A 13,016-nucleotide genomic window follows, 5' to 3' on the forward strand; every position below is an offset into this window, starting at 1 on the left:
ATACTTCCCGCCCGCTCCGACGATCCGCTTCGCGGTTCGTCGATGCCGTGGCACGCACCACCACATCGAGGAGATCATCAGTGACCGTTCACCAGTTCCGCAGCGGCCCCGGGGATTCGGCAGCATCGTTCCGACCCGACGAGACCTTGATCAGCCGACTGCGGGCCGGTGACCGGTACGCGGTCAGCTTCGGCGGCCAGGGCATCGCGTGGCTCCCGGCGCTGGCCGAACTGATCATCGACGCCGAGCTCGACCGCTCGGTCGGGCAGATCGTCGACGCCGCCGAGCAGCTGCTGGCTCCCGTTGCCGACGAACTCGCCGCGCAGCGGCCCGACGGCTTCCATCCGCTCAGTTGGGTCCATGCGCTCGGCGCCGACGAGCCCGTCCCCGCCGAGGCGATCCTGTCGGGCGCCGCGCTGTCGGTGCCCGGCATCCTGCTGTCCCAGCTCGCCGCGGTCGCCGCGCTGCGCAAGCAGGGTCTCGACACCGCCGAGATCCCGGCACACGCCGTCGTCGGTCACTCGCAGGGCGTCCTGGCCGTCGAATCGCTCACCGACGACACCCACACCACCACCGGCGGAACGGGTGCGCTCCTCGCCCTCGCCCATCTCATCGGTGCCGCCGGGGCCACCGTCGCCCGGCGAGTCGGCCTGGCCCCCACCGCCGACGGCACGCCGATGATGTCGATCACCAACGTCGTCCCCGACCGCGTCGAGGAACTCCTCACCCGCTACCGCGCCACCATCGCCGACGCCGACCTGCACAACGCGCCCGCACTCGCGACCCGCAACGGTCGTCGCTCGGTCGTGGTGTCGGGGTCGCCGCGTCACCTCACCGCCTTCGAGGCGATGTGCGACATCGTCGCCGCCGGCGAGGCCGCCGATCGCAAGCGCAAGGTGATGGGCGGAGCGCCCTTCGCGCCCGTCTTCGACCGCCTCACCGTCGGCATCGCCTTCCACCACGCCGCGCTGGCACCCGCCCGCGACCTGGTGGTCGCGTGGGCGCAGCGCTGCGGACTCGACACCGACTGGGCCGCACGCCTGGCCGACGCCGTGCTCGTCGACCCGGTCGACTGGGTGTCGACACTCGACGGCGTCGCGGACTCGGGTGTGTCGTGGGTCCTCGACATGGGACCGTCCGACGTCGCGACCCGCCTGTCGGTACCCGTCCTGCGCGGCCGGGGTATCGGCTGCATCGCGGTCGGACTGCGCGGCGGCCAGCGGAACCTGTTCGCCCCCGGCGGTATCCCCGAGGTCGCGCCGCCGTGGTCGTCGTTCGCGCCGACCCTGGCCGAGCTCCCCGACGGTCGACGCGTGGTCGAGACGTCCTTCACCCGCCTCACCGGCCGGTCGCCGATGCTGCTCGCCGGCATGACCCCCACCACGGTCGACCCCGCCATCGTCGCCGCGGCGGCCAACGCCGGGCACTGGGCGGAGCTCGCCGGTGGTGGTCAGGTCACCGAGGCGATCTTCGCCGACAACGTCGCCCGCCTGACCGACCTCCTCGAGCCCGGACGCCAGGCCCAGTTCAACGCCCTGTTCCTCGATCCCTACCTGTGGAAGCTGCAGCTCGGCGGCAAGCGCCTCGTCCAGAAGGCCCGCGCCGCCGGCGCACCCATCGACGGTGTCGTGGTCTCGGCGGGGATCCCCGAACTCGACGACGCCGTGGCGCTGGTCGCCGAACTGGCCGAGGCCGGCATCCCGCACATCGCCTTCAAGCCCGGCACCGTCGAGCAGATCCGCGCGGTGGTGCGCATCGCCGCCGAGGTGCCCTCGCACCCGATCATCGTTCACATCGAAGGCGGTCGCGCGGGTGGTCACCACTCGTGGGAAGACCTCGACGACCTGCTACTGGCGACCTACGCCGAGCTGCGCTCGCGCACCAACGCGGTGATCTGCGTCGGCGGCGGCATCGGTACACCGGCGCGGGCGGGGGACTACCTCACCGGCGCGTGGTCGCAGGCGCACGGCTACCCGGCCATGCCGGTCGACGGCATCCTGCTGGGCACCGTCACCATGGCCGCCCTCGAGGCGACCACCTCGCCCGCGGTGAAGCAGCTGCTCGTCGACACCCCCGGATGCGACACCTGGATCGGAGCCGGCCACGCCGACGCGGGCATGGCGTCGGGCCGCAGCCAGCTCGGTGCCGACATCCACGAGGTCGACAACTCCGCCTCGGCGTGCGGTCGCCTCCTCGACGAGGTCGCCGGCGACGCCGACGCCGTCGCCGATCGGCGCGACGAGATCGTCACCGCGCTCGACCGCACCGCCAAGCCCTACATCGGCGACCTCGCCGCGATGACGTACCGGCAGTGGCTGACCCGATACGCCGACCTCGCCGTCGGCACCGATCCCGGACCGTCGCCGGTGTGGGCCGACATCACCTGGCGGCAGCGCTTCGCCGAGATGCTGCAGCGGGCCGAGGCGCGCATGCACCCGACCGACCGCGGCGAGTTCGCCTCCGCGTTCGGCGACGAGCGCGCCACCGACGCGCCGCACGCCGCGATCGACGTCCTCGGCAGCCTGTACCCGGCCATCGACGCCGACGTGTTGCACCCCGCCGACGTCGCGTTCTTCCTCGGTCTGTGCCGCACGCCCGGCAAGCCGGTCAACTTCGTCCCCGTCATCGACAAGGACGTGCGCCGCTGGTGGCGCAGCGACTCGCTGTGGCAGGCCCACGACCCCCGCTACGGCGCCGACGAGGTCTGCATCATCCCCGGTCCCGTCGCGGTCGCCGGCATCACGACCGTCGACGAACCGATCGGCGCCCTGCTCGACCGGTTCGAGGCACACGTGGCCGGCGACATCGCCGCCACCGGCGCCCAGCCGACCTCCGTCAGCAGCCGCCTGCGCCGCGGGATCGTCGACGGAGCGGGTGTGCTGGTCGATGTCATCGAGACCGACACCGTGCTGTGGGCCGGACGCATCGTCGCCAATCCCATCGCGCTGCTCGGCGACCGCGCGGCATGGACCCTGCTCGATGGTGACGGTTTCGACGCCACCGGTTCGCGTCGCGCCGAGCACGAGCCCACCGGCTCGGTGCTCGAGCGCACCGACGACGGCGTGACCCTCACCGTTCCCGTCGCGACGACACGGGTCAGCATCGCGATGACCGTCGACGCCTCCCTCGCCGACGGCGGCAGCCCCGAGGTGTCGCTCGACGCCGCGGCCGCGGCCATGGGCGCCATCCTCGGTGTCGCTGCGGGCCACGCACTGCCCGAGGTCGTCGACGGTGCCGCGACGACGACCGTCCGGTGGACCGCCGACCTCCCGGCCGACCACTCGGCGGTCACCGCGCACACCCTGCCCGCCCATCTCTCGGCATCGGTGCCCACGGGCAGTGCGGGATTCGCCGTCCCCGACGCGCTCGTCGGACTGACGTGGCCGAGCGTCTTCGCCGCGATCGGCGCCGCCCGGACCTCGGCGGGGACGCCGGTCGTCGAAGGCCTGCTCGATCTCGTGCACCTCGATCACGCGGTCTCCACCGCCGCCGTGCTTCCCCGGGTCGACACCGACCTCGTCGTCGTCGCCCGTACCGGTGAGGTCGTCGACACCGACCTCGGTCGTGTCGTGGAGGTGTCGGTCGACATCACGAGCGACGCCGGTCCGGTCGCGTCGATGATCGAGCGGTTCGCGATCCGCGGTCGCCTCGGCGACGGTGTGCTCGCCGAGCCCGTCCGCGCCGGCGGAGCGATCGACACCGAGACCACCGCCACGCGCAAGCTCGTGCGCTCGGCGACCGTCACCGCGCCCGCACGGATGCACGGCTTCGCCGCTGTCTCCGGTGACCGCAACCCGATCCACACCGACTCCAACGCGGCCCGCCTCGCCGGGCTGGGGGAGCCGATCGTGCACGGGATGTGGCTGTCGGCCGCCGCCCAACACGTCGCCACCGCAACCGATTCCGCCGAACCTGTGCCGGCCGCACGCCCCCTGCTGGGCTGGACGGCCCGCTACATGGGCATGGTCCGCACCGGCGACCGGGTCGCGATCCGCGTCGACCGGGTGGCCATCGACCACGGCTGCGAGATCGTGGAGGTCACCTGCAAGGTCGACGACGCGCTCGTCATGACCGCCACCGGTCGGCTCGCCGCGCCGCGCACCGTCTACGCGTTCCCGGGTCAGGGCATCCAGAGCGCGGGCATGGGGCTCGACGCCCGCAGCCGCTCGAAGGCCGCCCGCGAGGTCTGGGACCGGGCCGACGCCCACACCCGCGCCGCGCTGGGCTTCTCGATCCTCGCGGTGGTCCGCGACAACCCGACGACCCTCGTCGCGAACGGCACCACCTACAACCACCCCGACGGCGTCCTGTTCCTCACCCAGTTCACCCAGGTCGCCATGGCCACCCTCGGCGTGGCACAGATCGCCGAGCTGACCGAGTCGGGTGGATTCGTCACCGACGCCATCACCTGCGGCCACTCCGTCGGCGAGTACAACGCCCTCGCGGCGTGCGCCGGTGTGTTGCCCCTCGAGGCCGTCCTCGAGGTCGTCTTCCAGCGCGGCGAGGCCATGCACCACCTCGTGCCCCGCGACGCCGACGGTCGCAGCGACTACCGTCTCGCGGCCATCCGCCCGAGTCAGATCGGGCTCGTCGACGACGACGTCGTCGCCTTCGTCACCGAGATCGGCGCGCAATGCGGCGAGTTCCTCGAGGTGGTCAACCTCAATCTGCTCGGATCGCAGTACGCGATCGCCGGCACGGTCCGGGGACTCGAACACCTCGAGGCCGAGATCGACCGTCGCCGTGCGCAGTTCGGCGGCAAGCGGGCGTTCATCCTCATCCCGGGTATCGACGTACCGTTCCACTCCACGGTGCTGCGTGCCGGCGTCCCCGAGTTCCGTCGTCGCCTGCAGGAACTGCTGCCGGAGTCGTTCGACCCCGACGTCCTCATCGGCCGGTACGTGCCGAACCTGGTGCCCCGTCTGTTCACCCTCGACCGCGACTTCGTCGCCGAGATCGCCGCGCTGGTGCCGTCGGACCCGCTCGAGGAGGTCCTCGCCGACTGGGACGTGGTTAGTGCCGACCGCACCGCCCTGGCCCGCACGGTGCTGATCGAGCTGCTCGCATGGCAGTTCGCGAGCCCCGTCCGGTGGATCGAGACCCAGGACCTGCTGTTCTCCCCGCGGGAGACCGGTGGTCTGGGTGTCGAGCGTTTCGTCGAGGTCGGTGTGAAGTCCGCGCCGACCCTCGCCGGACTCGCCGCCAACACCCTCAAGCTCGACGACTACGCCGGGGCCACGGTGCAGGTCCTCAACCTCGAGCGCGACGACCAGGTCGTCCTGGCCCTCGACGCCGATCCCGAGCCCGAACCCGAGGCCGAGGAATCCGATGCCCCCGGCGCCGACGCACCGGCCGAGTCCGCACCCGCCGCCGTCGCGGTGGCACCGGCTCCCGCCGCGGCCGCCGGTGGTCCGCGTCCCGACGACATCACGTTCGTCCCCGCCGACGCGGTCGCGGCCGTCATCGCCCTGTGGACCAAGATGCGTCCCGATCAGATCGGTGCCGCCGACACCATCGAGGCGCTGTGCGACGGTGTCTCGTCACGACGCAACCAGCTGCTGCTCGACATCGGCGGCGAGCTGGGTCTCGGAGCCATCGACGGTGCGGCCGAGGCCGACATGGCGGCGCTGGCCTCCGCCGTCAACAGCCTCGCCCGCGGCTACAAGCCGTTCGGTGCGGTCCTCGGTGACGCGATCACCGATCAGCTGCGCAAGGTGGTCGGCCCGCTCAACAAGCGGCCGTCGTACGTCTCCGACCGCGTGTCCTCGGTCTGGCAGCTCGGCCCCGGGTGGGCGTTGCACGCCACGGTCGCGGTCGCGCTCGGCAGCCGCGAGGGTGTCAGCGTCCGCGGCGGCGACCTCGGCGGGTTGTCGTCGGGTCCGATCGGCGGTGTCGACGCTCTCGACGCCGTCATCGACGCCGCGGTCGCCGAGGTCGGTGCGCGACGCGGCGTCAGCGTCGCCAAGCCGTCCGCCGAGGGTGGTGCCGGGGGCACGGTCGATCTCGCCGCACTCGGCGATCTCACCGAACAGTTCACCGGCCGCACCGGGGCACTGGCGAGTGCCGCCTACGCGATCCTCGACAAGCTCGGTCTCCACACCGTCGTCCCCGCCGAGATCGACGACGAGGCCGATCGCACCCAGGCGGTCGTCGACCGCGTGAGCGCCGAGCTCGGCGCGGACTGGATGCGCACCGTCGCACCGACGTTCGACGAACGCACCACCGTGCTCATCGACGACCGGTGGGCCTCGGCCCGCGAGGATCTCGCGCGCCTGTGGGTGACCGACGAGCACGAGCTCGACACCGACTTCGAGCGCATCACCGGTCGCTTCGCCGGTGCCGGCGACGCGGTGGCCCACCACGCGACGTGGTGGCAGGGCAAGGCGCTGCACGCCGCCTACCCGGTGCACGCCCGGACCTACTCCCACATCGCCCACGCCGCACAGGATCCCGCGCCCGGCCGCTGGACCGACGAGATCGCGGTCGTCACCGGTGCCAGCGCCGGATCGATCGCCGCGGCCGTCGTCGCCAAGCTGCTCGGTGGCGGCGCGACGGTCATCGCGACGAGTTCGCGACTGGATTCCGAGCGCATCGCGTTCTTCCGGAAGCTGTACCGCGACAACGCGCGTGACGGCGCGGCGCTCTGGCTGGCCTCGGCCAACATGAGCTCCTACACCGACGTCGACGACCTGATCGCCTGGATCGGTGCGGAGCAGACCGAGAACCTCGGTGGCACCACCGGCGTGGTGAAGCCGGCCATGAAGCCGACACTGCTGTTCCCGTTCGCCGCGCCGCGCGTGGCCGGTGACCTCACCGACGCGGGCGGTCGCGCCGAGCTCGAGATGAAGGTGCTGCTCTGGTCGGTGGAACGTCTCATCGCCGGACTCGGCGCGCTCGGGGCCGATCACGATCTGGCCGCACGCCTGCACGTGGTGCTCCCGGGGTCGCCCAACCGCGGGATGTTCGGCGGCGACGGCGCCTACGGCGAGAGCAAGGCCGCCCTCGATGCCCTCGTGACCCGATGGGGTGCCGAGGAATCGTGGAACTCCACGGTCACCCTCGCCCACGCGTTGATCGGCTGGGTCCGCGGAACGGGGCTCATGGGCCACAACGACGGCATGGTCGCCGCCGTGGAGGCTGCCGGTGTCCGTACCTGGGCCACCGAGGAGATGGCCGACGAGTTGCTGGGTCTGTGTGTGCCGCAGGCGCGTACGGCAGCCCGGGAGAAGCCCGTCGTCGCCGACTTCACCGCCGGACTCGATCCCGCGTCGATCGATCTGAAGGCGCTCGCAGCGGCTACGGCCGAGGCCGCTGACGCGGAGCCGACCGACGAGGTCGCCGACACCACCTCGACGGTGGCGGCACTTCCGGCGCCCGCACGTGCCGCGGTGGGCACCACCCCGGCGTGGCCGACGCTCGACGTCGCACCGGAGGACCTGGTCGTCATCGTCGGCGCCGGGGAACTCGGCCCCTTCGGCAGTGCCCGCACCCGCTTCGAGATGGAGGTCGACGAGGAGCTCTCGGCGGCCGGCGTCCTCGAGTTGGCCTGGAACACCGGGCTCATCGTGTGGGAGGAGACCCCGAAGCCGGGGTGGTACGACACCGAATCCGGTGATCCGGTCGCCGAGAGCGAGATCGCCGATCGCTATCACGACGCGGTCGTCGAACGCTGCGGCATCCGCCGGTACGCCGACGAGGGCGCGATGGTCGACAACACCTCGCCGCTGCTGACGTCGGTCTTCCTCGACGAGGACCTCACCTTCGGTGTCGCCTCGGAGGAGGAGGCGCGCGCCTTCGCCGCATCCGATCCCGAGAAGACCTCGGTCGCCCACGACGGTGAGACCGGGGAGTGGACGGTGACCCGACGGGCCGGCACCGAGATCCGCGTCCCGCGCCGGTTCTCGCTCAGCCGCACCGTGGGCGGGCAGATCCCGACCGGGTTCGACCCGACCCGCTGGGGTATCTCACCGGACATGGCCGAATCGGTCGACCGGGTCGCGCTGTGGAACCTCGTCGCGACCGTCGACGCGTTCCTCGGCTCGGGCTTCGAGCCGTCGGAGCTGATGCGCTGGGTCCACCCCGGCCTCGTCGCCAACACCCAGGGCACCGGCATGGGTGGCATGGAGTCGATGCGTTCGCTGTACATCGACACCCTGCTCGGCGAGTCGAAGGCCAACGACATCCTGCAGGAGGCGCTGCCCAACGTCGTCGCCGCACACGTGGTGCAGTCCTACATCGGCAGCTACGGCGCGATGATCCACCCGGTCGCGGCCTGCGCGACCGCGGCGGTCTCGGTCGAGGAGGGCGTCGACAAGATCCGTCTCGGCAAGGCCCTGTTCGCGGTCGCCGGCGGATTCGACGACCTCGGCATCGAGGGCATCGTCGGATTCGGTGACATGTCGGCCACCGCCGACTCCGCGAAGATGGCCGCCCGCGGGATCGACCCGCGACGGTTCTCGCGCGCCAACGATCGCCGGCGTGGAGGATTCGTCGAATCGCAGGGCGGCGGAACGGTTCTGCTCGCCCGGGGCGACGTCGCCGCGGAGATGGGTCTCCCGGTCCTCGGTGTGGTCGCGTGGGCGCAGAGCTTCGGCGACGGCGTGCACACGTCGATCCCGGCCCCCGGCATCGGAGCCCTGGGCGCTGCACGTGGGCGCAGCGGTTCACCGATGGCGAAGGCGCTCACCGCACTCGGCGTCAGCGCCGACGACGTCGCCTTGGTGTCCAAGCACGACACCTCCACCAAGGCCAACGACCCGAACGAGGCCGATCTGCACGAGCGTCTCGCCGGAGCACTGGGCCGCAACGACGGCGCCCCACTGTTCGTGGTGTCGCAGAAGTCGCTGACCGGACACGCCAAGGGCGGCGCGGCGGCATTCCAGCTGATCGGGCTGTGCCAGATGCTGCGCGACGGGGTCATCCCGCCGAACCGGAGTCTGGACTGTGTGGACGAGACCATGCGCCGCCACGATCACCTCGTGTGGGTCACCGAACCCCTGCGACTGGGGGAGCGGTTCCCGCTCAAGGCGGGTCTGCTGACGAGCCTCGGCTTCGGTCACGTCTCCGGCCTCATCGCCGTCGTGCACCCGGAAGCGTTCGTGGCGAGCCTCGATCCCGCTGCGCGCGAGGACTATCGACGTCGCGCGGCCGAACGTGCCCGCTCCGGTGCGCAGCGGATGCTGGAGGCGATGTGCGGCGGTGACGCCCTCTACCGTCGTCCACCGAACCGCCGGCTCGGCGACGCGGGTGTCGACGCCGAGCGGGAGGCGTCCCTGCTGCTCGACGAGTCCACGCGGCTCGACGCCGACGGCAACTACCCCTCGGTGTCCGGCGCGTCGGTGGTCGGCGCCTCGTGACGGTGGTCGGGATCGGGATCGACGTGGTGTCGATCCCGGAGTTCGCCGAACAACTCGCGCAGCCGGGGACGACGTTCGCCGATAGGTTCACCGTCGGCGAGCGTCGCGACTCGGCGGCGGGTACCGCGGAGGACGCCCGGCACCTCGCGGGTCGGTGGGCGGCAAAAGAGGCGGTGATCAAGGCGTGGTCGGTGAGCCGGTTCGCCCGGTCGCCGGTCATGCCCGAGATCCGGCACAGCGACATCGAGGTCGTGACCGACACCTGGGGTCGCCCGGCGATCCGACTCGGCGGGGAGATCGGACGGCATCTCGAGGGGTCGACGGTCCACATCTCGCTGACCCACGACGGCTCGATCGCGGCCGCCGTGGCCGTCCTGGAGGACGAACCGGCCGGCTGAGAGGCCAGGGTCAGCCCGCGGGGCCGTCCTCGAGGAGCAGGTATCCGCCCAGCATGCGTTTGAGTTCGGCGACGGTGCGCGCGTGGTCGTGGCCGTCCTGCACCGAGAAGCTCAACAGCGAATACGCCGTGTGCACCAGCACCTCCGACATCATCACCCGCCGTATGCGTTGGCTGGGGGTCAGCGGGGCGATGATCCGCGCCACCTGGTCGGCGATCGCCCGCTCGTGGATCGTCGCCGTCGCCCGGGTGGCCGGTGTCGACTGCACGGCGAGCCACACGGCCCGTCGCGACGGGTCGTCGCGCCACAGCGCGGCGAGGTGGTCGATGAACTTGTCCAGCAGGCGGATCCAGTCCAACGAGGGGATCTCGGCGGCGAACGCGGCGAGTTCGTGCTGGACGCCGACGGCGTCCTGACGATCGAGTTCGCACACGATCACGTACTTGTTCGCGAAGTACTGGTAGAGCGTGCCGATCGGGACATCCGCGCGGGACGCGATCTCCTCGCAGGTGAGGGATTCGAACCCGACCTCGATCAGCAGCGAACGCGCCTCGACGAGCATGGACTCGAACCGACGGCGACTGCGCTCCTGCGTGGGGCGTTTGCGCGGCACCAGCGGCTCGGGCGGTGAGGTACCGCGCTGCGTGGTGCCTCTCGCCTCGGGCATCTGAAGGGTCGTCCGTGCGCTCAGACCGACAGGTCGCGGCGGAGCTTGGCGACGTGTCCGGTGGCGCGCACGTTGTACTGCGCGACCGCGATGGTGCCGTCGGGATCGACGAGGAACGTCGAGCGGATGACGCCGGTGACCGTCTTGCCGTACATCGTCTTCTCGCCGAACGCACCCCACTCGGTCAGCACCGTCTTGTCGGGGTCCGACAGCAGCGGGAACGTGAGCGACTCCGTGTCGCGGAACTTCGCGAGCTTCTCCGGTTTGTCGGGGGAGATGCCCAGCACCGTGATGCCGGCGCCCTCGAGTTCGGCGAGGTTGTCGCGGAAATCGCAGGCCTGCTTGGTGCAGCCGGGTGTCGACGCGGCGGGGTAGAAGTAGACGATGACCTGCCGGCCGAGGTGGTCGGACAGGGAGACGGGGTTCCCGTCGGCATCGGGCAGGGTGAACGCGGGGGCCGGGTCGCCGGCCTGCAGGCGCTTGCTGGTGGTCACGTCGAGTCACGGTAGTCGACCGTTTGGGAGACGACCCCGGCTCGGTCGCCGTGCCGTGAACTACCGTGAGGGGGCAAACGACTCGAACCCTGAGTACATCGACCCAGATGGAGGACCTGTGGCACGGGATACCGACAGCATCGAACGTGACATCGCCCGTGCGCGCGAGGAGCTCGCATCGACCCTCGACACCCTTGCGGTGCGAGCGAACCCGCAGCGACTCGCCGAGGACGCGAAGAACGGCGTGCTGGCCACGCTCAACGCGCCGGCCATCAAGTTCCCGCTCATCGGCGTGGGCGTGATCGTGGTGGCGCTGACCCTGAAGAAGCTCGTCAGCTGATCGTCGGTATCACCACCGACACAACGACACACGGCACCGCATCCGTTTCGGATGCGGTGCCGTGTGTGTTGTGCGCCATCAGGGACTCGAACCCCGAACCCGCTGATTAAGAGTCAGCTGCTCTGCCAATTGAGCTAATGGCGCGTGCTTCGTGCGAGAAGGAACATTAACAGGTAGACCGCGTCGGACGAAAATCGTCCCCCGTCGGTCACGGACAGGCATCGATGACGTGGCCGGAGCTCGCCTGGCTCGCCCCCCGGCGGACGTCTCGTACACTGAGGTCACCGAGCCGACATCCCGTCCGTGAGGCCTGCGTTACCCCGTGAGGGACCGTGGTGTCGCACGTGTCGTCCACGAGGTGTGGATCCCACGGGGTCGATGGCATCGGCGAGTCGTGACATCGAGGTCAGGCCGCGTCGGTTCGGCGAGGGACCGTGACGACCACATGCGCGTCTGTGCGACACAGTGCAAGCGCGCGAGATGATTTCGGGAGTAGACATGCAGTTCGGTTGGGGCGACCGCGGGCGTTCACGATGGGTGGCCGCATCGCTGGGGGTGTGCGCGGTGGGCGTGTTGGGCGCCTGCTCGGCCGGAACCGCCGCCCCGACCTACAGCAACGCCGTCGGTGCGTCGGCCGGGATCGACGACATGCTGCGTCCGCAGATCTCCGTCACCGGGATCTCGGGTCAGCCGCTCCTCGACCGCGCGGTCGGCGTCCAGCCCGGTGCTCCGGTGCGCGTGACGTCCCGTTCGGGCCAGCTCACCGACGTCCGGATCCCCAAGGCCGACGGCGGCATGGTCGCCGGCGCCTACAACGCCGACCGCACGGTGTGGACCAGCACCGAGCCGTTCGGCTACGACAAGACCTACACACTGTCGGCCGATGTCGCCGGCATCGCCGGGACGAACTCCACCAAGCTCTCGTTCACGACCCGCGCTCCGAACAACCTGACCCAGGCCTACGTGCTGCCGGACAACAACTCGACGGTCGGGATCGGTCAGCCGGTCGCCGTCCGCTTCGACGAGCCGATCACCGACCGCAAGGCCGCGCAGAATGCGATCACCGTCACCACCAACCCGCCGGTGGAGGGCGCCTTCTACTGGCTCAGCGACTCCGAGGTGCGGTGGCGTCCGCAGAACTACTGGCAGCCCGGCACCAAGGTCAACGTCAAGGTGAACACCTACGGGATCGACCTGGGCAACGGACTGTTCGGCCAGGAGAACCAGAACCTGAACTTCACGATCGGGCGGTCGCTCGTGGCGACGGCCGATGATCGCACCAAGCAGGTGTCGGTGGCCATCAACGGCAAGGTGGTCCGCACCATCCCCACCTCCATGGGCAAGGACAGCACACCCACCAACCGTGGCGTCTACATCGTCGGTGACCGGCTGCCGTCGATCATCATGGACTCGTCCACCTACGGCGTGCCGGTCAACTCTCCCGCGGGGTACCGCGAGACCGTCTACTTCGACACGCAGATGTCCTACAGCGGCATCTACCTGCACGCGGCGCCGTGGTCGATCTACGCGCAGGGCAACTCCAACGTCAGCAACGGGTGTCTCAACGTCTCACCGGAGAACGCGGAGTGGTTCATGAACACCGCACTGCGCGGCGACATCGTCGAGGTCAAGAACACCGTCGGTGACGTCCTGCCCGGTACCGACGGGCTCGGCGACTGGAACATCCCGTGGGACGTGTGGAAGCGCGGCAACGCCGGAGACCAGTCCTAGCGACCCTTCCCGTCACTGCCATTCCTCAGT

The 13,016-nt window shown here is 70.6% G+C and carries 6 protein-coding genes and 1 tRNA gene; 4 read left to right on the forward strand and 3 right to left on the reverse strand.

Features of this window, described 5'->3' with window-relative positions:
* Positions 1–80: 80 nt before the first annotated feature.
* Together TU34_RS07955 and acpS are read left to right on the forward strand one after the other, a co-directional pair.
* Positions 81–9,356 (forward strand): type I polyketide synthase, encoded by a 9,276-nt coding sequence (locus tag TU34_RS07955; RefSeq protein WP_045822334.1) that lies wholly within the window; start codon positions 81–83, stop codon positions 9,354–9,356.
* A complete protein-coding gene (gene acpS / locus TU34_RS07960) occupies positions 9,353–9,754 on the forward strand; it encodes a holo-ACP synthase AcpS (RefSeq protein ID WP_045822335.1) in 402 nt (133 codons plus the stop codon). The genes TU34_RS07955 and acpS overlap by 4 nt, the downstream gene beginning before the upstream one ends.
* Positions 9,755–9,764: 10 nt before the next feature.
* Here acpS and TU34_RS07965 read toward each other — a convergent pair whose 3' ends face one another.
* Both TU34_RS07965 and bcp read right to left on the reverse strand, forming a co-directional pair.
* Positions 9,765–10,421, reverse strand: coding sequence for a TetR/AcrR family transcriptional regulator (locus TU34_RS07965; RefSeq protein ID WP_045822336.1), 657 nt, complete (start codon positions 10,419–10,421; stop codon positions 9,765–9,767).
* Positions 10,422–10,441: 20 nt separating this feature from the next.
* Complete coding sequence (gene bcp / locus TU34_RS07970) at positions 10,442–10,915, reverse strand: thioredoxin-dependent thiol peroxidase (RefSeq protein WP_045822337.1); 474 nt, start codon at positions 10,913–10,915, stop codon at positions 10,442–10,444.
* 118 nt (positions 10,916–11,033) lie between these two features.
* Between bcp and TU34_RS07975 the strand changes: the two genes are divergently transcribed.
* The gene (locus TU34_RS07975) at positions 11,034–11,255 is read left to right on the forward strand and encodes a DUF3618 domain-containing protein (RefSeq protein ID WP_045822338.1); all 222 of its coding nucleotides are present in this window, start codon (positions 11,034–11,036) and stop codon (positions 11,253–11,255) included.
* A gap of 71 nt (positions 11,256–11,326) precedes the next feature.
* Here the strand turns inward: TU34_RS07975 and TU34_RS07980 are convergent.
* A tRNA-Lys gene (locus tag TU34_RS07980) sits at positions 11,327–11,399 on the reverse strand.
* Between the two features lie 354 nt (positions 11,400–11,753).
* Here TU34_RS07980 and TU34_RS07985 point away from each other — a divergent pair.
* Positions 11,754–12,986, forward strand: coding sequence for a L,D-transpeptidase (locus TU34_RS07985; protein WP_045822339.1), 1,233 nt, complete (start codon positions 11,754–11,756; stop codon positions 12,984–12,986).
* Positions 12,987–13,016: the final 30 nt, after the last annotated feature.

The sequence above is a fragment of the Williamsia herbipolensis genome, assembly GCF_000964005.1.
Taxonomy (GTDB): domain Bacteria; phylum Actinomycetota; class Actinomycetes; order Mycobacteriales; family Mycobacteriaceae; genus Williamsia_A; species Williamsia_A herbipolensis.